The sequence below is a fragment of the Aeromonas sp. 84A genome (genome assembly GCF_051919345.1).
Classification (GTDB): domain Bacteria; phylum Pseudomonadota; class Gammaproteobacteria; order Enterobacterales; family Aeromonadaceae; genus Aeromonas; species Aeromonas veronii.
In genome coordinates, this window is record NZ_JBQBEW010000001.1 from 2,628,870 (window position 1) to 2,649,155 (window position 20,286).

A 20,286-nucleotide genomic window follows, 5' to 3' on the forward strand; every position below is an offset into this window, starting at 1 on the left:
GTGCTGCGATGATGCAGGCAGAGGCAAACGCTGATAAAAAACGACCCACCGAAGTGGGCCGTAGAGATCTAGGGGCATGGGTCAGATCCCCGGTTTGCGCTCCGGGCAGCGGCCGATGATATCGGGCGGCAGCTCGCCGTTATCCTGCTCCAGCACCACGTCGAATCCCCACAGTTGATGGAGGTGCTTGAGCACCTCATGGCGTGAGTCGCCAAGGGGGATGCGGTTGTGGGGCACATAGCGCAGGGTGAGGGAGCGATCCCCCTTCACGGCAACGTTGTAGACCTGAATATTGGGCTCCAGATTGCTGAGGTTGTATTGGGCCGACAGAGTATTGCGCACCTGACGGTACCCCTCGTCATTGTGGATAGCGGAGACCTTCAGATAGTTCTTCAGGTCGTCGTCATCAATGGCAAACAGCTTCATGTCCCGCATCACTTTGGGACTGAGGAACTGGCTGATAAAGCTCTCATCCTTGAAGTTCTGCATGGCAAAGTGGAGGGTTTCGACCCAGTTGCTGCCGGCATAGTCGGGGAACCAGTATCTATCCTCCTCGGTCGGGTTCTCGCAGATGCGGCGCAGGTCGGTAAACATGGCAAACCCCAGCGCATAGGGGTTGATCCCCGAGTAGTAGCGGCTGTTGTAGGCCGGTTGATAGACCACGTTGGTGTGGCTGTGCAGCACCTCCATCATGAAGCGATCGCTCAGCTTGCCCTCGTCATAGAGGTGGTTGAGGATGGTGTAGTGCCAGAAGGTGGCCCACCCCTCGTTCATCACCTGAGTCTGCTTTTGCGGATAGAAATACTGGCTGATCTTGCGCACGATGCGCACCACTTCCCGCTGCCAGGGCTCCAGCAAGGGGGCATTCTTCTCGATGAAGTAGAGAATGTTCTCCTGGGGCTCTGCGGGGTAGCGCCTGTCCTCCACACCCGCGGCTTTATGCTGCTTGGGCAGGGTACGCCACAGCTCGTTGACCTGAGTCTGCAGATAATCTTCCCGCGCCTTCTGGCGCCGTTTCTCCTCGGCCATCGAGATCTTCTGGGGACGCTTGTAGCGATCGACACCGAAGTTCATCAGGGCATGGCAGGAGTCGAGCAGCTGTTCCACCGCCTCGATGCCATGCTTCTCTTCACACTGGGTGATGTAGTTCTTGGCGAACAACAGGTAGTCAATGATGGAGGAGGCATCGGTCCAGGCCTTGAACAGGTAGTTGTTCTTGAAGAAGGAGTTGTGACCGTAGCAGGCGTGGGCCATCACCAGCGCCTGCATCGGCATGGTGTTCTCCTCCATCAGGTAGGCGATGCAGGGATCCGAGTTGATGACGATCTCGTAGGCCAGCCCCATCTGGCCGCGCTTGTAGTTGCGCTCGGTATGGATAAAGCGCTTGCCGAACGACCAGTGTTGATAGCCGATGGGCATGCCGACGCTGGAGTAGGCATCCATCATCTGCTCGGCGGTGATCACCTCGATCTGGTTGGGGTAGGTGTCCAGCTTGTAGAAGCGGGCGACCCGGGCGATCTCCTGGTGATAGGTCTCCAGCAGATCGAAGTTCCAGTCTGGTCCGTCATCCAGTGGCGCTACACGTTTTTCTGTTTCGATCATGTGACCTCCTCACGCCGCTTGTTTCTTGAACAGCTCGCGGAACACCGGATAGATATCCTCGACCTTGCGAATGTGCTCCATCGCAAAGTGAGGGAACTGGCTGGCTACCGACTCATATTCGTGCCACAGGGTCTGGTGGGCACGGGTAGTGATCTCGATGTAGGAGTAGTACCTCACCCTTGGCATGATGTCCCGCGCCAGAATTTCACGGCACTGCGGTGAGTCATCAGCCCAGTTGTCACCATCCGATGCCTGCGCCGCATAGATGTTCCACTGGTTGGCGGGGTAACGCTCATTGATGATGTCATTCATCATCTTGAGGGCGCTGGATACGATGGTGCCGCCAGTCTCCTGGGAGTAGAAGAACTCGTGCTCGTCCACCTCCTTGGCCTGGGTATGGTGGCGGATATAGACCACCTCGACGTTCTTGTAAGTCCGGCTCAGGAACAGATAGAGCAGGATATAGAAACGCTTGGCCATCTCCTTGGTGGCCTGATCCATGGAGCCCGAGACGTCCATCAGACAGAACATCACCGCCTGACTGGAGGGGACGGGCCGTTTGACGAAGTTGTTGAATTTGAGATCGAAGGTGTCAATAAACGGCACCGCGTCGATCCGCCGCTTCAGCTCGCGGATCTCCTTCTCGAGCAGGGCGATTTCGGCAAAGTGTTCGTTGGGATCGGTGGCCAGCAGGGCCAGCCGATCTTCCAGTTCATGCAATTGGCGTTTCTTGCCTGCTTGCAGCGCCATGCGACGTGCCAGCGAATTTTGCAGGGAACGCACCACGTTGATGTTGGCGGGCACCCCGTTTGAGGTGTAGCCAGCACGGTAGGTTTTGACTTCCATCAGCTGATTGAGCTGGGTTTTCTGCAGCCTGGGCAGCTCCAGGTCTTCAAACAACAGATCGAGATACTCATCCTTGGAAATCTGGAACACGAAATCATCGGCCCCTTCCCCCTGATTGGATGCTTGTCCCTCGCCGGAACCCTGTCCACCGCCCCCTCCTTTGGGGCGGTCAATCTTGTCGCCGGAGACGAACTGATCATTGCCGGGATGCACCATCTCCCGTTTACCGCCGTGCCCCTGATGAAAATGGGGCTCGCCGATATCCTTGGTCGGGATGCTGATGCTCTCACCCTTGTCTACGTCCTGAATGCTGCGCTTGGAGACAGCATCCGAGACCGCTTGTTTTATCTGCTTCTTGTAGCGGCGGATGAAGCGCTGCCGATTGACAGCGCTTTTGTTTTTGCCGTTGAGCCTGCGGTCGATAAAATGCGCCATAACTCCCCCTTGAACAGTCAGGGTCAGGATGACTTGCGTACCCTGAGATACCATTCGGAGAGCAGTCGCACCTGTTTGCGGGTGTAGCCTTTCTCCATCATCCGTTCGACAAAGTTATCGTGCTTCTTCTGCTCCTCGGCCGAGGTTTTGCTGTTGAAGGAGATAACCGGCAGCAGCTCTTCCGTGTTGGAGAACATCTTCTTCTCGATCACGGTGCGCAGCTTCTCGTAACTGGTCCAGTTGGGGTTACGGCCTGCATTGTTGGCCCGGGCACGCAGCACGAAGTTGACGATTTCGTTGCGGAAATCTTTCGGGTTGCTGATCCCGGCAGGTTTTTCAATTTTCTCCAGCTCGCTGTTGAGGGACGCTCTGTCAAACAGCTGGCCGGTTTCGGGGTCACGGTACTCCTGATCCTGGATCCAGAAGTCGGCGTAGGTGACGTAGCGATCGAAGATGTTCTGACCGTACTCGGAGTAGGACTCGAGATAGGCGGTCTGGATCTCCTTGCCGATGAACTCCACATAGCGTGGGGTCAGATAGCCCTTGATGAACTCAAGGTAGCGATCGTGCAGCTCTTGCGGGAACTGCTCGCGCTCGATCTGCTGCTCCAACACATAGAAGAGGTGTACCGGGTTGGCGGCCACTTCCGCGTGGTCGAAGTTGAAGACGCGGGAGAGGATCTTGAACGCAAAGCGGGTAGAGAGACCATTCATCCCCTCGTCCACACCGGCGTAGTCGCGATACTCCTGATAGCTCTTCGCCTTCGGATCGGTGTCCTTCAGACTTTCGCCATCATAGACCCGCATCTTGGAGTAGATGCTGGAGTTTTCCGGCTCTTTCAGCCGTGACAACACAGAGAACTGGCCCAGCAGCTCGAGGGTGCCCGGGGCGCATTTGGCCTCGGTCAATTCGCTGTTGATCAGCAGCTTCTCGTAGATCTTCACCTCTTCCGAGACGCGCAGGCAGTAAGGCACCTTGACGATGTAGACCCGGTCGAGGAAAGCTTCGTTGTTCTTGTTGTTGCGGAACTGCTGCCACTCGGATTCGTTGGAGTGGGCTAGCAGAATGCCGTCAAAGGGGAGGGCGGAGAGCCCTTCGGTACCGTTGTAGTTACCCTCCTGGGTTGCTGTCAGCAGCGGGTGCAGCACCTTGATGGGGGCCTTGAACATCTCCACAAACTCCATCACCCCCTGGTTCGCTTTACAGAGCGCACCTGAGTAGGAGTAGGCATCGGCGTCATCCTGGGCGAAGTGCTCCAGCATGCGGATGTCGACCTTGCCGACCAGTGAGGAGATGTCCTGGTTGTTGTCATCACCGGGTTCAGTCTTGGCAATGGCGATTTGATCGAGGATGGAGGGGTTGACCTTCTCCACCTTGAACTTGGTGATGTCGCCGCCAAACTCGTGCAGGCGTTTGGCCACCCAGGGGGACATGATGGGACGCAGGTAACGGCGCGGGATGCCGTACTCTTTTTCCAGGATCTCCCCATCCTCTTCGATGTCGAACAGGCAGAAGGGGTGATCGTTGACCGGTGAGCCCTTGATGCGATAGATGGGCACCTTCTGCATAAGGGATTTGAGTTTCTCTGCCAGCGAGGATTTACCGCCGCCAACGGGGCCCAGCAGATAGAGGATCTGTTTCTTCTCCTCCAGCCCCTGGGCGGAGTGTTTGAGGTAGGAGACGATCTGTTCGATGGCCTCTTCCATCCCGTAGAAATCCTTGAAGGCGGGATAGCGTGCCACGACGCGGTTGGAGAAGAGTCGGCTCAGTCTGGGGTTGGCTGAGGTGTCTACCATCTCCGGCTCACCAATGGCGGTCAGCAGACGTTCGGCTGCGGAGGCGTAGCAGGCTTTGTCCTGCTTACACATATCCAGGAACTCCTGGATGGTATATTCCTCTTCTCTCGCTTTTTCATATCGCTGTTGGTAATGCTCGAATATGCCCATAACTTTGCCCTCGTTATAGTCGCTTACCCTGAAAAAAGTGGATGACTGCTTTTGTGTTGTGCGCTTTTAAAGCCTAGTCAACAGACTCCAGTAATCCATCACGGTTGATAGGTTAAATTCTGAAGAAACCTGCCCGATCCTTTTGCGGGGAGGGTCAGTCAACAACACCGCTATGTTACTGACTGTTAAATTATTTTTGCCACGATAGTGAGGTAAATGTCAAAGACATAAAAAATAAATGTTTATGGGAAAGAGGGAACTTATTGCGAAAAGATTAAGGGGTTTGACGAAAGGCAATGGGGCTGCGGGTTGGCGGGGTTATGGATGAGAATGTCATTACGTGAACGTCAACGTAAATCACTTTGTTTGGAGTTTAGGCTCTAATTTTTACATTGACGCTACATTTTGAGTGCCATAGATTGGCGATGTGTGAGCAGCAAGACGCTTTAGCAAGAGAGTTGACTGTTGCCTCACCAAGCTCTGTTTAAGCACGTTTCCGTTGGCTTGACCCTCGCAACCGCGAGGGTCTTCTTTTTCTGTGTCTGTAAACGCTTGTTTTTGCTGGTGGCTATTGACGCCGCCAGCACTCATCTAGCAAGGGTAGGCTTGTTGCACGGCCGCCAGGACGCGGGCAAACGGGTGGGCGGCCAACTGGCCAGCGCCCGCCAGCGATTTGGCTTTGATCCGGCTGGTCAGCGGTGTGGTGATACCGCACAGGAAACGGGCCAGAACACGCGCATCCACCGAACCGGTTTTGGCAATCAGCGGATCGCACCAGGCGCGGATCCCCGCCTCGTTTGGCATGGTCAGCGAGGGCTGGGGCGGGAGATGCGCCACCTCGCCGCGACAAACCGAACAGTGGCCACAATGAACCGGCGCCACCTCATCGGCAAAATAGCGGGCGAGGCGGTGGCTCAGGCACTCGCTTGAGGTGAAAAAGTCGAGCATGGCTTGCAGTCTGGCCAGCTCGCTCTGCTCTTTTTGCAGGAACAGGGCGTGCAGGGCATTTGCTTCCTGCTCGTTGTCCCACCCCTGACGGGTGATCCGGTAGACCTCGGTCATCTGTTTGCTTTCAAGCTCGATCCAGCCTTGCTGCTGCAGGTAGTCGAGCGCCGCAACCGCCCGCTGTCGCTCTCCCTGATAGCCCTGCCAGAGGGCGTCAAAGTCCATGGTGCACCAGCTGCGGGCTTGCGGGGCACAGGCGAACAGCTGCTCCAGAAACTGGCGGCGTTCCGGATTGAAGCGGCTCACTATCTCGCCTTTATCCAGCACAAACTTGAAGCGGTAATCTGCGTAGTAGCTGTAGGCCGGGGTGATGATGCCCGCCATCTCCAGATAGACCAGCAGGGTTTTAAGGGGCAACTGGCGGATATTGGTGTCGTTGGATAGGCGCAGCAGGGTGAATTCCCACTCGTTCCCGCTCTGCTTGATGATGGCAAGGAGCTGGAGGATGGCACTCAAATCCGGCGTATCGCCGTAGACGAAGTTCTCCAGCACCGGCAGCTGGCTCTGGTTGGCCAGCACGATACAGCGCGATGGCTGGCCATCCCGTCCGGCGCGGCCAATCTCCTGGCTGTAGTTCTCGATAGATTTGGGCAGATCGTAGTGAATGACCCGCCGGATATCCGCTTTGTCGATCCCCATGCCAAAGGCGATGGTGGCGACGATGCAATCCACCTTGCCCGCCATGAAGTCGTGCTGGATCTGGCTGCGCAGCGCCGAGTCGAGCCCAGCATGATAGGCGCGGGCGTTGATCCCTTCTCTAATGAGTTGCTCGGCACAGGCTTCTGCGGTGTGTTGCAAGGTGACGTAGACGATGGTGGGGGCCGCCGGAGCGTTGGCCAGCTCCTGTGCGAGCCAGCTATCCCGCGCGTCGGGCGACAGGGGAATGACCGCCAGATCAAGATTGGGGCGGTAGAAACCGGTGACCACGAACCCCTCCGGCGCGATGCCGAATTTGGTCTGCATATCCTGAATCACCGCCGGCGTGGCGGTAGCGGTCAGCAGCAATACCTGCGGGATCTTCAGGTCATGGCGATAGCTCGGCAGCTTGAGATAGTCGGGGCGAAAGTTGTGGCCCCACTCCGAGATACAGTGCGCCTCATCGACGACCAGCAACGAGAGCGGCACTTGCTGGATAAAGCGGCGAAAACGCTCGTTTTTGAGCCGTTCCACCGAAATCATCAGGATCTTGAGCTGGCCATCCAGCGCCTGCTGCATCACTCGTCGGCTCTCCTCCGGGCTCTGGCTTGAGTCGAGGGTAGCGGCGCTTATTCCCTTGCTTTTGAGGAAGGCGAGCTGATCGTGCATCAGCGCCAGCAGCGGCGAGATCACCAGGGTCAGGTGAGGCAGGGCGAGGGCCGGCAGTTGATAACAGAGGGACTTGCCGGAGCCGGTGGGAAAGATGGCGGCGGCACTCTGACCTGCCAGCACCCGGCTGATCACCGCCTCCTGACCTGGCCTGAGTGCGGAGAAACCAAAATATTGGTTGAGCAGGGATGGGATCATGGCAAGGCTCCGCGGCAAATGGGGGATGATAGCACAGCGAGCCGGTCACGGGTGACACAGGAATGGTCGTGAGGGTAAGGGCAGAGAGTGTCGATAAAACGTACAAAAATGGGCGGTTGCGCTGTAGTTAAGGTTTTGTTGCGGTTTTTTGTGATGGAAACGGGATATTTTTTGGTGAGTCTCTGGAAAAAAAAGATGGCGAATGGGATATTCCGTCATGCAATCCGGTGACTGGCGGATCGGCCCGACAGAAGGCTGGCCACAGACACCACATTCGGGCGACAGGGGTCTCCCGATGAGTGGTTGCAGACAGGACTCATGATTCATGCACTACGGTGCTTAGGGACTTTTTTGATGACACAACAACACCCCCTCCTTCGGCTGGTCAATAGCACCAGCCTGGTCAGCCAGATCCTGGTTGGTCTGGTATTCGGTATCTTGCTGGCACTGTTTGCGCCCGAGTGGGCGAAAACGGCAGGTCTGCTCGGCAGTCTGTTTGTTGGTGCACTGAAAGCGGTAGCCCCGCTGCTGGTATTCGTACTGGTCATGGCGGCCATCATTGGTCACAAGCAGGGTCAGAAGACCAATATTCGCCCGCTGCTGGCTCTCTACCTGTTTGGTACCTTCTCTGCGGCCGTGGTCGCGGTGATTGCCAGCTTCCTGTTTCCCTCCAACCTCCATCTGGTGGCCAATACTGCCGAGATCACCCCGCCAGGCGGGATAACCGAGGTGCTGCAGACCCTGCTGTTCAACGTGGTGACCAACCCGGTCAAGGCGCTGATGGATGCCAACTATATCGGGATCCTGGCGTGGGCTATCGGTCTGGGTATCGCCATGCGCCATGCCAACGAGAGCACCAAGGCGCTGATCACTGACCTGTCTCACGGTGTCTCCGCCATCGTGAAAGCGGTGATCCGCTGTGCTCCGCTAGGGATCCTGGGTCTGGTTGCTTCCACGCTGGCAGAGACCGGCTTTGACGCCCTGTTTGGCTATGCCCAACTGCTGGTGGTGCTGATCGGCTGCATGCTGTTTATCGCCTTCGTGGTCAACCCGTTGATCGTGTTCTGGAAGATCAAGCGCAACCCCTATCCGCTGGTGCTGACTTGCCTCAAAGAGAGCGGTGTGACCGCCTTCTTTACCCGCAGCTCTGCCGCCAACATCCCGGTCAACATGGCGCTGTGTGAAAAACTGCGCCTGCCTAAAGATACCTACGCTGTCTCCATCCCGCTGGGTGCCACCATCAACATGGCGGGTGCGGCCATCACCATCACTGTGCTGGCCATGGCGGCGGTACATACCCTGGGGATGGAAGTGGACATGGCAACAGCCGTGCTGCTCTCCGTGGTTGCCACCGTCAGTGCCTGTGGCGCGTCCGGTGTCGCCGGTGGCTCCTTGCTGCTGATCCCGCTGGCGTGCAGCCTGTTTGGTATCAGCAATGACATCGCCATGCAGGTGGTGGCCGTCGGCTTTATCATCGGCGTACTTCAGGATTCTGCCGAGACAGCCCTTAACAGCTCCACCGACGTGCTGTTTACCGCCGCAGCGTGCATGGCCGAAGATGAAACCTTGCTGGATGTGGCTCCGGTACCGAGCCGCGAAGCCTGATCTCGCAACGGTCAGTTTCGCAACAAACTTGCGCCCTCTTCGGAGGGCGCTTTTTATTGTCGGCTTTGCTCTCTTTTCCTCTTTGGTCAATCTCATTGGCTGATGTGCCGGACATTCTGTCGCCCTTGTCCAGGGTGCTGCCTTATCTTTATCCCTTTGAGTCGTGCTTCCTCCTTCTGTTGTGCGTCACACATTTTTGCCTGCTCTGCCAAGAGCCGATTGCTATGGCTTACCCCAGCTCTTCAAGACAATCACAGCATCACAGCATCACAGCATCACAGCATCAAAGAAGAATGGAGGTGGCTGGCTGCGGCAGATGAACCCGTCCTATCAGACACGCCATCATGGTTTGGTGAGGGGGAGTAAACGTGTTGGCGATACTGAGCTGCGGGCATGAGGGGTCATGTTGATACCCGATGTGCTCAGTCATGGTGCTGGTGAGCATGCAGATATCCAACAAGGTGAGGAGAGTAATAAGGAGAGAGCAGGGCAATCGCGGATGCAGAGATTGCAGAGATAAAAAAGCCAGCCGACTGTTCGGCTGGCTTTTTGTTATCAGTGGCAGGTGGGGGATTAACCGACCAGCTGATAGAGGATGGCGGAGATGGCGATCATCCCCATCACAGCGACAAATACGTTGCTGATATGACCCTGATATTTCGCCATGGCCGGTACGCGCTTGATGGCGTACATCGGCATGATGAACAGGATGGTAGCGATGATCGGGCCGCCCAAGGATTCAATCATGCCCAGGATGGAGGGGTTGGCAATGGCAGTGCCCCACAGGGTCAGGATGAAGAAGGCGATGATGAACATCTCGACTTTCTTGGCGTTCGGCTCTTTGCCGGACTTGCGCATGTTCTGCACGATCATCCCCTTCAGACCTTCACGGGCACCCAGATAGTGGCCGAAGAAGGAGGAGACGATGGCGACGAACGCAACCAGCGGACCGAAGTAGGAGATAATGGGGCTGGCATGCTGGTTGGCCAGATAGGAGAGCACGGCGATGTTCTGGGCCTTGGCTTCTGCCAGCTGGGCCGGTGTCAGGCTCATGACGCAGGAGAAGACGAAGAACATCACAAAGCCCAGCAGCACCATGGCGGTACGCTTGAGGATGGCATCGGCCTTCTCGACAGCCTGATCACCGTGGTCGCGGCGCTGGGCCAGGGAGAAGCTGGAAATGGCCGGGCTGTGGTTGAAGGAGAAGACCAGTACCGGGATGGTCAGCCACAGGGTAGTGGCGAAATCCTTGGCAGAGGGCACTTGCTCCAGCGCGGCACCGGTCCAGTCCGGAATGAGGTACAAAGAGATACCGGCCAGAATGGCGATCAGCGGATAAACCAGCAGCTCGGTCACTTTCAGCATCAGCTTTTCACCGGCCAGCATTACCGACATCATGCCCATGATCAGCACGATGGAGAGGATCCAGCGCGGCGGGGCACTCATCTGCAGTTGGTTGACCATAAAGCTTTCCACGGTGTTGGTGATGCCCACGCCGTAGATCAGCACGATGGGGTAGATGGCGAAGAAGTAGAGCAGGGTGATTAATTTACCGGCACCCACGCCAAAGTGCTCTTCCACCACTTCGGTGATGTCTGCGTTTGGCTTTTTGGAGGAAAGGACGAAGCGGGCCAGACCACGGTGGGCCAGATAGGTCATGGGACCTACCAGCAGCGCCATGACGACCAGCGGCCAGAAACCGCCCATACCCGCGTTGATCGGCAGGAACAGGATCCCCGCGCCAACTGCGGTCCCGAACAGACTGATGACCCAGGTAGAGTCGCGTTTTTCCCAACGAGTGGTTTGAGTAGAGCTGATCCCTTGCTCTGTTGACGCCGCAACTCCCTGCGTGCCAGTGACTGTGTTTGACATCTATCTCACCCCGAATGTGTGGTTCTTATTAAGTCGGCGCAAGGATACGGTTTTTCTAATCAAAAATGTTGATCAAATTCATCTTTACGGCACGAAAAACCGCACTTTCTTATGGAAATGTGATCAAAACAAGAAAAATTCAATTATTGTTTATCAATTGGCACGTTATTTTAGTGTTAATGATTAAATCTCGCTCAGCCAAATGTAGGTAAATTGTTATTTTGCGAGATGCTGGGCTAGCTGGTTGATCATGCTGGCGGTAGCCCCCCAGATAAAGTGCTGTTGCCAGGGGATCCAGTAGATGGTGTGCGCTTTCCCCCCTCTGGAAAGGGTCAGGGGGATGTGGTTGCGCCGATCCAGCAGATGGGTCAGCGGCACTTCGAAGGCGTGATCCACCTCATCCGGACTCAGGATGAGGGGATAGTTGCCATCGAGCAGCCCCAGCACCGGCAGTACCTCGAATCGTGACACCGTATTGAGCGGGTTGAGGGTGCCGATCACTTCAATCAGTTGGGCCGGAATGCCGAGCTCCTCTTCGGTTTCCCGCAGCGCTGTGGCAATCAGGTTTTCGTCGCCGGGATCCTGTCGCCCGCCGGGGAAGCTGATCTGCCCCCCATGATGACGCAGCCGTGGGCTGCGCCGGGTCAATAACACGCTGAGCCCCTCATCGCGCATCACCACCGGGATCAACACCGCCGCCGGACTGAGCCCGCCGATGGCGAGTCGATGGGCCGGGGCGGGTCGCTGCAACTGGAAGCGGGTCAGCAGTTCGTGGCGATCCATGGCGGGGAGCTCTCCTGTGCGTTGGCCAGACAGTGGGGAGGGTTACAGCGCCGACAGCGGCGGCAGGATTCGGGCGACCTTGTCATAAGTCTCCTGATATTCGCTGTCGGCGTCGGAGTCGGCGATGATGCCGCCACCGGCCCAGCAGTGCAGACGACCCGCTTCGGCAATCAAAGTGCGAATGCAGATGCTGGTGTCCATCCGACCATGCTGGCTGAGGTAGCCGATGCTGCCGCAATAGGCATTGCGGCGCTGGGGCTCCAGCTCTTCGATGATCTCCATAGCCCGGATTTTCGGGGCGCCGGTGATGGAGCCACCAGGGAAACAGGCGCGCAGCAGATCGACCCCTTGCCAGCGTGCATCCAGCTCACCGTGGATGGTGGAGACCAGATGATGTACCGCTGGAAACGACTCCACCGCAAAGAGATGAGGCACGCTGACCGAGCCCGGCCGGCTGACCCGACCGATGTCGTTGCGCAGCAGATCAACGATCATCAGATTCTCTGATCTGTCCTTGTCGGCCTGCGCCAGCTCCCGTGCGACTTGCCGATCGGTGGCCGGATCGGGGTGGCGAGGGCGAGTGCCCTTGATGGGTTTGGTTTCGATATGACGGCCATCGAGCAGCAGGAACCGCTCGGGGGATAGGCTCAGCAGCGCGCTCTCCGGCAGACGGATAAAGGCTGAGAAGGGAGCCTTGTTGGCGGTGGCCAGCAGGCAGTAGGCCTGCCACTCATCCCCCTGATAGGGGGCGCTGAAACGCTGGGTCAGGTTGATCTGGTAGCAATCCCCCGCGGCGAGATATTCCTGAATGCGGGCAAACTTCTCGCCATACTCGGCGCGGCTCATATTGCTCTGCCACGACCCCTGCAAGGCAAAAGTGGGGGCCGGTTTGGCCTGCTGCTGTTCAAGCCAAGCCAGCCGGTTGGCAAGGCCCGCTTTATCCCCCCAGTGCACCAGCTGCCAGTCGCCGGTCGCCACATTGCGCAGTAGCGCCCAGTCGTAGATGCCCACCGCCATGTCCGGTACCGCGATATCGGCGGCGGCCTGCACCGGCAGTCGTTCGAAGCGACGGCCGAGATCATAGCCAAAGAGACCGAGGGCGCCGCCAATAAAGGGTAGGTGAGTGGCACACAGATCCAGCTCCCCCAGCAGCTGTTGCTGGGTATGGGCCAGCAGGGCGAGGGGATCTTCGTGGTGTTTGCTGATATTCGCCACGACACGCAGAGTGGTCACCTCGCCACGGGTTTCGAGGGTCGCCAGCGGATCGGCAGTGATGATATCAAAGCCGTTATCGGCACCGAGTGGTCCCGCTGACTCCAGCAACATGGCCCACGGCTGATGTTGCAGGCGGGCAAAAAGCTGATGGAGTTCAGCACTATGGTCTAGATGATGGATATGAAGTGTTGGCGTCATTTTATGTTACACAGGCAACAGTTTGGTTCCCGAACCCTAGTCGGTGCTGGTGGGCAAGCGTATCATAGGTGTCGGTGACTTAAGAAAAAACTGCCGTGTCGTTCGTTTTTTGCTGGTTGATAGTTTTTAGCCAGCACGTCAGCACGGCCCATCATATGGAAGCCCTTGCCCTGCTCTGTGGCAGAGACAAGGACCAGTGAGGATGATATGAGCATTATAAAAAAACAGGATTTCATCGATTCTATCGCAGATGCCCTCCAGTACATCTCCTATTACCACCCGTTGGATTTTGTTCAGGCTGCCAAAGCGGCGTATGACCGCGAGGCCAACCCGGCCGCCAAAGATGCGCTGGCCCAGATCCTGATCAACTCCCGCATGTCCGCCGAAGGTCATCGTCCGCTCTGCCAGGACACCGGCATCGTGACCTGTTTCGTCAAGATTGGCATGCAAGTCCAGTGGGACAGCGACATGACGGTGCAGGAGATGGTGGACGAAGGGACCCGTCGTGCCTACACCAATCCTGACAACCCGCTGCGTGCCTCCGTGCTGGCCGATCCGGCCGGCAGTCGCAAAAACACCAAAGACAACGCCCCTGCCGTGGTTCATATCGACATGATCCCCGGCAACAAGGTGGAAGTGAGCATCGCGGCTAAAGGCGGCGGCTCCGAGAACAAATCCAAGATGGTGATGCTCAACCCCTCTGACGATATCGTCGAGTGGGTGCTGAAAACCGTGCCGACCATGGGCGCAGGCTGGTGCCCGCCCGGCATGCTGGGCATCGGCATCGGCGGTACCGCCGAGAAAGCGGCGGTGCTGGCCAAAGAGGCCCTGATGGAGCACATCGACATTCAGGAGCTGATCGCCCGTGGCCCGCAAACCACCGAAGAGAAGCTGCGGGTCGAGCTCTACGACAAGGTCAACAAGCTGGGTATCGGTGCCCAGGGGCTGGGTGGTCTGACTACCGTGCTGGATGTGAAGGTGAAATCTGCGCCGACTCATGCCGCCTCCAAGCCGGTGGTGATGATCCCCAACTGCGCTGCGACCCGCCACGTTCACTTCGAGCTGGATGGTTCAGGCCCTGCCGAACTGACTACGCCGAAACTGAGTGACTGGCCGGAGATCACCCGTGAAGCGGGTGGCAACGTGCGCCGCGTCAACGTCGATGGCATCACCAAGGCCGAACTGGCCAGCTGGAAGAGCGGTGATACCGTGCTGCTCTCCGGCAAGATCCTCACCGGTCGCGACGCCGCCCACAAGCGTATCGCCGACATGCTGAAAAATGGCGAAGGGCTGCCTGAAGGGGTCGATTTCACCAACCGCTTCATCTATTACGTTGGCCCGGTCGATGCGGTGCGTGACGAAGTAGTCGGCCCGGCAGGCCCCACCACCTCCACTCGGATGGACAAGTTCACCGATATGATGCTGGGTGAAACCGGCCTTATCGGCATGATCGGCAAATCCGAGCGGGGCCCGAAAACCGTCGAGAGCATTAAGCAGCACAAGGCCGTCTATCTGATGGCGGTGGGCGGCGCCGCCTATCTGGTGGCCAAGGCGATCAAGAAGGCCCGCGTTGTGGCCTTTGCCGATCTCGGCATGGAAGCGATCTACGAGTTTGAAGTGGAAGATATGCCGGTGACCGTAGCGGTCGACTCCGAGGGTAACAACATCCACGAAACCGGCCCGGCCTACTGGTCGGCCAAGATTGCCGAGCTGGACGGCAAGCTCTCCTCCTGAGTGACCATTTCCGCTGCCGGTTAACGACATCGGCCATGTAAACAAGGCGCATCCATCCGGATGCGCCTTGTTGCTTTGGCTGGCCTGTTATGGCTCAGGTTGGCCGTTTGTGGCAAGCGGGCATAAAAAAGGATGGCGTGACGGCATCCTTTTTCGTTGTGCTTGTGCTCTGGTAGTAGACAGCAGAGCAATCGCCCTTGGCTTTAGGCCTTTTTCAGGTAGGCCGCAACCAGAACGATCTGCACGCCGTTGACCTTGCCTTCAATATGGAGCGGGTTGTTGGTCAGACGGATGCCCTTGACTAGGGTGCCGCGCTTGGCGGTAAAACCGGCACCTTTCACGTCCAGATCCTTGATCAGGGTAACGGAGTCGCCCTCTTGCAGCACGGCGCCATTGGAGTCAACAGTCGGTACGCTGTCATCATCTTCGTCAGCAATACCAGCTTCAGCCCAAGCCTTGGCTTCGTCCTCCATGTACATCATGTCCAGCAGATCCTGAGCCCACACCTCACCCTTGCCGGAGAGTGCTTTGAGCTGGCGCCATGCCATCACCTGCACCGCAGGCACCTGGCTCCACATGCTGTCGCTCAGGCAACGCCAGTGGTTCACCACCAGGGTATCCGGTTGTTCCAGCTGACCACGGCAGGTGTCACAGATAGCAACGCTGTGATCATCGTCGCTGGCGGGGGAGTGAGGCACCACGAAGGCGGTCAGCGCCTGCTCGGCGCTGCACAGTTCACACTTGGCGCCCGCGCGCGCTTGCAGAATGGCGTTGATGGTCATGTTGTTGGTCCCATAGCTAGTGTAAAGCGACCCGCGTTGGACGGGGCGCGTGAGAGAGGGGGCGGAATATAGCATAAAACCCCGCACTTTGTCAGGTCTGCCCTGGCTCACAAGGTTGGCTGTGCTGTTGCGCGGCGCTGATCGTTTGGTATTGAGAGTGCAATTTGAAGCGGGATCGCTAGAATGAGCCTCCTTTTTGACTGTAAGGCAGGGGCATTCGTGCTGGCTCAACGTTTTCAACAACTGGATCGACTGCTCACCCGCTACCGACGCTGGTGGCAATATCAGCCATATCATCATCTGACCATGGCCTTTGCCGATGAGGCGCCCGAACTGGCGGCGCTGCTCAATGGGCTGACCCTTGCCCAGTTGGCGGAGCTCGATGCGGATATGGATGCACTCAGCAGTCTGCTTGCCCCCTGGATTGCCGAGGGAGCCGAGCTGCATCAACTCAGCCAGCTTGCCCCGTTTACCCCGGAGCCCATCACCTGCAGCAAGGAGATGGCGCTGCATATGCCGGGGCGCAAGCAGGCCCAGATCGAGTCGTTCACCGCCTGTCTGCCTGCCCATCAGGGCCCCTATCTGGAGTGGTGTGCCGGTAAGGGCCACCTTGGGCGGCTGGTATCACTTCATCGACAGGCTCCGATCCTCAGTCTGGAGTTGCAAGATCAGCTTTGTGACGATGGTCGGCTGCTGGCCGAGCGGGATGGTGCCAATATGACCTTTACCTGCGCCGATGCTTTTGCCCCCGAGTCGGCGGCGCTGATCGCCCCTGAACATCACGCTATGGCACTCCATGCCTGCGGCGAGCTGCACACCCATCTGCTGGAGCGGGTGGCCGAGCGCAGTGCCCGCGGAGTGACCATCTCTCCCTGTTGTTACCACCTGATCCGTACCAGCCACTATCGCCCGCTGTCAGCCGCGGCCAGCGCCAGCGAGCTGGTGTTGAGCAAGGCGGATCTCAAGTTGCCGCTACAGGAGACGGTGACTGGCGGTGCGCGGATCGCCCGCCTGCGTGAGCAGGAAGTGGTGTGGCGGCTCGGGTTTGACTGCCTGCAGCGTCAGGTGCGCGGTGTGGATGAGTATCTGCCGGTGCCCAATATGCAAAAGAGCCTGTTGACCGGCACGTTTGAGGCATTCTGCGGCTGGGCTTCCGAGCGCAAAGGGATTGTGCTGCCCGCCGGGCTGGACTACCCCGCCTGGTTGGAACACGGGGAGCGCCGCTTTGGTGATGTCGCTCGCATGGAGCTGGTGCGTCATTTGTTTCGCCGTCCCCTCGAGATCTGGCTGGCGCTGGATCGCGCGCTCTTTTTGCAAGAGCAGGGCTATCGGGTCGAAGTGGGGGAGTTTTGTGCCAAACCCATGACCCCGCGCAATATCCTGATCCGTGCCGTGCGTGCCTGACATCCGGCTATTTTGAGCATTTTTCTTGAACATTGATGATGGCTGACAGCTTGAGCCTGTCAGCCATTTTTTTCATCACGAACAATGACTGTATGGCATGCCACCCGGCCGTCTCAACTGTTCTAAAAATGGGCGACAGATCACGCTGTGTCGTTTTCGTTTGGGTTCTTTTTCTTTGTTTCAACTGCACTGAATATCACAAGGTGAAATGGCTCACAAATTCTGCTTATTTCTTAATTCTCATCGTGAATTTAGTTGTTGAAACACCTACTCTTGGAACGCATTAATTCAAACAAGGACGGTACACATGTTCAAACCCAAGCGTTGTGCCTGGCTGATCGCTGCCACCTGCACATTGCCAAGCTATGCCGCAATGAGTGCAGCCATGAATATTCAACCCGATCCGCAAAATGCGGGAGGATATGTGATTGCGGCCCCGGATCTGGCTGCCGTGGAAAAGGCCAAGACGGCCAATCCCATGTATGCAATATGGGCCAAGGCATTGGCCACCCGGTCCAATAAAATCGTTGATGCCATTGAACCAGGTCTGGCAAGCAATCCTGACAACGTAAAACGGGTTGAACGGGTATTTCCCCAATCTGAATGGGAATATTTAACCCAGATGGCTGCGCCGGAATATACTTATGTCCGCTTCTTGCGAGCCATCGGTAAATTCCCTGCGTTCTGTGGCGAATATACTGACGGGCGTGATTCTGATGCGATCTGTAAAAAATCCATCGTGACCGCCTTTGCCCACTTTTCTCAGGAGACCGGTGGCCATATTGCCAAGGAGAACGTCTCTGATAACCCGCTGGGGCTGGAGGAGTGGCAACAGGCGCTGGTGCATGTGCGGGAGATGGGCTGGTCAGAGGGACAGACCGGCTACACCACAGGCTGCGGCCAGAACGACTGGCAGAACAAGAAGTGGCCTTGCAGCACGGGTCAGGGGTATTTCGGCCGCGGCGCCAAGCAGCTTTCTTACCACTTCAACTACGGTGCCTTCTCCGAGGCGATGTTCGATGGCGATGCCTCCGTGCTGCTCAACAACCCGGGGCTGGTGGCGGACTCCTGGCTCAACCTCGCTTCTGCCATCTGGTTCTTCCTCACCCCGCAGGCCCCGAAACCGGCCATGCTACACGTAATTGATCGCACCTGGGTACCTTCCAAACGGGAAGTAGATGCCGGTATCGGCTACGGCTTTGGTACCACCATCAACGTCATCAACGGCGGCATCGAGTGTGGCGAGCAGAACAAGGACAAGGGGCAGCCTGTCAATCGCATCCGCTACTGGGAAGGGCTGGCCAACCACTACCAGATCCCGCTCAAGGCGGATGAGAAGAACACCTGCTGGCAGCAGACTCCCTATGGCAGCCTCAATCTTAACGGCGCTACCGACGTGCTTTACACCAACTGGGATGGCAACTGGAAATACTATCCAGATCGCCCGGGCGGTTACTCCTTCGAGTGCGAGCTGGTAGGCTTCCAGACCGCTTATTCTGCATTGGTGCCGGGTGATTACGAGAAGTGCGTGACCAACTTCTACGGCTCCCACGCCAACTGGCCGAAAGTGCGTATCGTGGACAAACTGACTCCACCGCCGGTCGATCCGAGCGAACCCCCCATCGGTGGCAACCCGGCCTGGGAAGCGACCAAGGTCTACACCGCTGGCAGCAAGGTGAGCTACAAGGGCGCCGTCTACCAGGCCAAATGGTGGACCCAGGGGGATGATCCCGCCAAAGGTGGCCCCTGGGTTGTAGTTCCTGCCAAATAAGATGGCGTAATTTAACTCCCAAAGAGGAGAGGGGGGATAACTCCTTCTCTTCGTTAATTATCAACAGTGCATCACTGAATATTATCTTGTATTTTCAACGGTGCTTATGTTCTAACTGATAAGTTGAGTTTTTATCTGAAAATTGAAATAAAATAGTATTGAATCAAAGTTGAGAATAAAATTTTATTCAGGTTCGTTAGCCCTCATAAACTAGCGTCTTCTGATGAGCGTAGTGCGCTACTTGAGAATTCATTTTCCACCATAAAATGAAACCCTCATTGCGAATATGAGAAGTATATTCTCTATTCGTAAACTGTCATTTATCACCTGAAATGGTGAGGTCTTGCTATATCACTCAGCTTTATCTCGGTACATTGTCGCTTATTCCCTTGAGAAAATAGATGTAAACGGCCGGTTTATATTGGTAATCTCTTTGGCTTGTGCAAAATTGCAACGAGGGGGCAAGATGAAGGGGGGTTGTCATTGCGGGGCGATCCGTTATGAGGTGCTGACTGCACCTTTTGCGGCCGATTTTTGTCACTGTCGGGATTGCCAGCGCACCACGGGTGCACCGGTCGGGGCCTGGATGGACTTTCACGCCGAACAGGTGCAGTGGTTATGCGGCAAACCGACCGAGTATGCGTCTTCAGATTTTATCCGACGGGGATTTTGCGCCGAGTGTGGCTCCACCCTCACGTATCGCAGCACCCAGTACCCTGACTATCTCACGTTGGCTATCGCCTCTCTCGATAATCCAGAGGTTGTTGCGCCAACCTATCACATCCATACCGACAGCCAGCTGCCCTGGTTGTCGATCCAAGACGAGCATCCCCGTTATCGCAAAGGGAAGTAAAACCAAGGTAGCCCCAACAAGGGAGGTTGACATGGAGCTGGTAGTTATCCGCCATGGCGAGACGCAGGCTAATGCGGAAGGGCGTTATCAGGGCGCGCTGGATATCGGGCTCAATGACGATGGCGTACGCCAGATATCCCGGCTGGCTGAGAAGGTAGCAGTGACAGAGCCGCCGTTCGATCGGCTGCTGGCATCTCCCCTGCTGCGAACAAGGGAGAGCGCTGCCATCTTGTCTCGCCAGTTGGGATTGTCAGTGGAGCTTGTGCCTGCCTTTCGTGAGCGGGATGTCGGCCTGTTTGAAGGACTGACGCAGGTAGAGGCAAGAACACGCTATCCCGAGCTGTGGGCGCGCAATATCACCCGGCGCTGGGCTGAATCTCCACCCGGTGGTGAAACCATTGATGAGGTGATAGCCCGGATCTCGCAGGGACTTACGGAACTTGCTTCGACCATGCAAGGGGATCGGATACTGCTGGTGGCGCACGGTGTGGTCGCCAAGGTGATCCGCGCCGTAACGATTGCCGGTTTTGATGACTTCTTCGACTGGCAATTGCCCAACGGCGGCATGCTGTCGGTGAGGCTCTCTCTGGCTGATGGCGGTCCACTGCGCTTTAGCCGTCCCCTTGATGGTTGTGATTGAAGAGTGCACCAAAAGCAGAATGAAAAAAGCGGCGCTACCGAAGAGAGTCGCGCTGCTTTATTGTGTTCGCTGCGGTTGGTTATCTCTGCAGG

At 57.1% G+C, this 20,286-nt stretch carries 14 protein-coding genes; 6 read left to right on the forward strand and 8 right to left on the reverse strand.

Features of this window, described 5'->3' with window-relative positions; genetic code table 11:
• Nucleotides 1-81: 81 nt before the first annotated feature.
• From ACTG20_RS11975 to ACTG20_RS11990, 4 genes are all read right to left on the reverse strand, one after another.
• Nucleotides 82-1,602: a SpoVR family protein gene (locus ACTG20_RS11975; protein WP_019445117.1), complete on the reverse strand. Its 1,521-nt coding sequence runs from the start codon at nucleotides 1,600-1,602 to the stop codon at nucleotides 82-84.
• A gap of 9 nt (nucleotides 1,603-1,611) precedes the next feature.
• Nucleotides 1,612-2,883: a YeaH/YhbH family protein gene (locus ACTG20_RS11980; protein ID WP_005360363.1), complete on the reverse strand. Its 1,272-nt coding sequence runs from the start codon at nucleotides 2,881-2,883 to the stop codon at nucleotides 1,612-1,614.
• A gap of 23 nt (nucleotides 2,884-2,906) precedes the next feature.
• Nucleotides 2,907-4,829, reverse strand: coding sequence for a PrkA family serine protein kinase (locus tag ACTG20_RS11985; RefSeq protein WP_005333223.1), 1,923 nt, complete (start codon nucleotides 4,827-4,829; stop codon nucleotides 2,907-2,909).
• Nucleotides 4,830-5,420: 591 nt separating this feature from the next.
• Nucleotides 5,421-7,337, reverse strand: a complete 1,917-nt coding sequence (locus ACTG20_RS11990; protein WP_194494798.1) for a RecQ family ATP-dependent DNA helicase — start codon at nucleotides 7,335-7,337, stop codon at nucleotides 5,421-5,423.
• 354 nt (nucleotides 7,338-7,691) lie between these two features.
• Here ACTG20_RS11990 and sstT point away from each other — a divergent pair, with 354 nt between their 5' ends.
• Nucleotides 7,692-8,942, forward strand: coding sequence for a serine/threonine transporter SstT (gene sstT / locus ACTG20_RS11995; RefSeq protein ID WP_005345324.1), 1,251 nt, complete (start codon nucleotides 7,692-7,694; stop codon nucleotides 8,940-8,942).
• A 573-nt stretch (nucleotides 8,943-9,515) separates the two neighbouring features.
• On the opposite strand, the gene ACTG20_RS12000 is transcribed toward sstT, so the two are convergent.
• The 3 genes from ACTG20_RS12000 to pabB form a co-directional block, all read right to left on the reverse strand.
• On the reverse strand, nucleotides 9,516-10,814 hold the full coding sequence (locus ACTG20_RS12000; protein WP_005345325.1) for a serine/threonine transporter: 1,299 nt from the start codon (nucleotides 10,812-10,814) through the stop codon (nucleotides 9,516-9,518).
• Nucleotides 10,815-11,030: 216 nt separating this feature from the next.
• Nucleotides 11,031-11,597 carry a CoA pyrophosphatase gene (locus ACTG20_RS12005; protein WP_047440268.1) on the reverse strand — a complete coding sequence of 189 codons (567 nt, stop codon included), beginning with the start codon at nucleotides 11,595-11,597 and terminating at the stop codon, nucleotides 11,031-11,033.
• 42 nt (nucleotides 11,598-11,639) lie between these two features.
• Nucleotides 11,640-12,923, reverse strand: coding sequence for an aminodeoxychorismate synthase component I (gene pabB, locus ACTG20_RS12010; protein WP_439987885.1), 1,284 nt, complete (start codon nucleotides 12,921-12,923; stop codon nucleotides 11,640-11,642).
• 294 nt (nucleotides 12,924-13,217) lie between these two features.
• Between pabB and ACTG20_RS12015 the strand changes: the two genes are divergently transcribed.
• The gene (locus tag ACTG20_RS12015) at nucleotides 13,218-14,744 is read left to right on the forward strand and encodes a fumarate hydratase (protein ID WP_194494796.1); all 1,527 of its coding nucleotides are present in this window, start codon (nucleotides 13,218-13,220) and stop codon (nucleotides 14,742-14,744) included.
• Nucleotides 14,745-14,947: 203 nt separating this feature from the next.
• Here the strand turns inward: ACTG20_RS12015 and ACTG20_RS12020 are convergent, their stop codons facing one another.
• Nucleotides 14,948-15,526 carry a PhnA domain-containing protein gene (locus ACTG20_RS12020; RefSeq protein ID WP_005333203.1) on the reverse strand — a complete coding sequence of 193 codons (579 nt, stop codon included), beginning with the start codon at nucleotides 15,524-15,526 and terminating at the stop codon, nucleotides 14,948-14,950.
• Nucleotides 15,527-15,709: 183 nt separating this feature from the next.
• On the opposite strand from ACTG20_RS12020, the gene ACTG20_RS12025 reads away from it, so the two are divergent.
• The 4 genes from ACTG20_RS12025 to ACTG20_RS12040 all read left to right on the forward strand — a co-directional run bounded on the left by ACTG20_RS12025 (nucleotide 15,710) and on the right by ACTG20_RS12040 (nucleotide 20,194).
• Nucleotides 15,710-16,930, forward strand: a complete 1,221-nt coding sequence (locus ACTG20_RS12025) for a methyltransferase (protein ID WP_194494795.1) — start codon at nucleotides 15,710-15,712, stop codon at nucleotides 16,928-16,930.
• 307 nt (nucleotides 16,931-17,237) lie between these two features.
• Nucleotides 17,238-18,701, forward strand: coding sequence for a chitinase (locus ACTG20_RS12030; protein WP_194494794.1), 1,464 nt, complete (start codon nucleotides 17,238-17,240; stop codon nucleotides 18,699-18,701).
• A 466-nt stretch (nucleotides 18,702-19,167) separates the two neighbouring features.
• Nucleotides 19,168-19,554 carry a GFA family protein gene (locus ACTG20_RS12035; RefSeq protein ID WP_194494793.1) on the forward strand — a complete coding sequence of 129 codons (387 nt, stop codon included), beginning with the start codon at nucleotides 19,168-19,170 and terminating at the stop codon, nucleotides 19,552-19,554.
• A 31-nt stretch (nucleotides 19,555-19,585) separates the two neighbouring features.
• Entirely contained in the window at nucleotides 19,586-20,194 is a 609-nt protein-coding gene (locus ACTG20_RS12040) for a histidine phosphatase family protein (RefSeq protein WP_194494792.1), read from the forward strand.
• Nucleotides 20,195-20,286: the final 92 nt, after the last annotated feature.

Bases quoted from the DNA above. Each gene is read 5' to 3' on its own strand.
- pabB (WP_439987885.1), bottom strand. From the start codon at position 12,923: ATGTTGCTGGAGTCAGCGGGACCACTCGGTGCCGATAACGGCTTTGAT.
- ACTG20_RS12035 (WP_194494793.1), top strand. From the start codon at position 19,168: ATGAAGGGGGGTTGTCATTGCGGGGCGATCCGTTATGAGGTGCTGACT.
- ACTG20_RS11985 (WP_005333223.1), bottom strand. From the start codon at position 4,829: ATGGGCATATTCGAGCATTACCAACAGCGATATGAAAAAGCGAGAGAA.
- ACTG20_RS11975 (WP_019445117.1), bottom strand. From the start codon at position 1,602: ATGATCGAAACAGAAAAACGTGTAGCGCCACTGGATGACGGACCAGAC.
- ACTG20_RS12030 (WP_194494794.1), top strand. From the start codon at position 17,238: ATGTTCAAACCCAAGCGTTGTGCCTGGCTGATCGCTGCCACCTGCACA.
- ACTG20_RS12000 (WP_005345325.1), bottom strand. From the start codon at position 10,814: ATGTCAAACACAGTCACTGGCACGCAGGGAGTTGCGGCGTCAACAGAG.
- ACTG20_RS11990 (WP_194494798.1), bottom strand. From the start codon at position 7,337: ATGATCCCATCCCTGCTCAACCAATATTTTGGTTTCTCCGCACTCAGG.
- ACTG20_RS12015 (WP_194494796.1), top strand. From the start codon at position 13,218: ATGAGCATTATAAAAAAACAGGATTTCATCGATTCTATCGCAGATGCC.
- ACTG20_RS11980 (WP_005360363.1), bottom strand. From the start codon at position 2,883: ATGGCGCATTTTATCGACCGCAGGCTCAACGGCAAAAACAAAAGCGCT.
- ACTG20_RS12040 (WP_194494792.1), top strand. From the start codon at position 19,586: ATGGAGCTGGTAGTTATCCGCCATGGCGAGACGCAGGCTAATGCGGAA.
- sstT (WP_005345324.1), top strand. From the start codon at position 7,692: ATGACACAACAACACCCCCTCCTTCGGCTGGTCAATAGCACCAGCCTG.
- ACTG20_RS12005 (WP_047440268.1), bottom strand. From the start codon at position 11,597: ATGGATCGCCACGAACTGCTGACCCGCTTCCAGTTGCAGCGACCCGCC.
- ACTG20_RS12020 (WP_005333203.1), bottom strand. From the start codon at position 15,526: ATGACCATCAACGCCATTCTGCAAGCGCGCGCGGGCGCCAAGTGTGAA.
- ACTG20_RS12025 (WP_194494795.1), top strand. From the start codon at position 15,710: ATGAGCCTCCTTTTTGACTGTAAGGCAGGGGCATTCGTGCTGGCTCAA.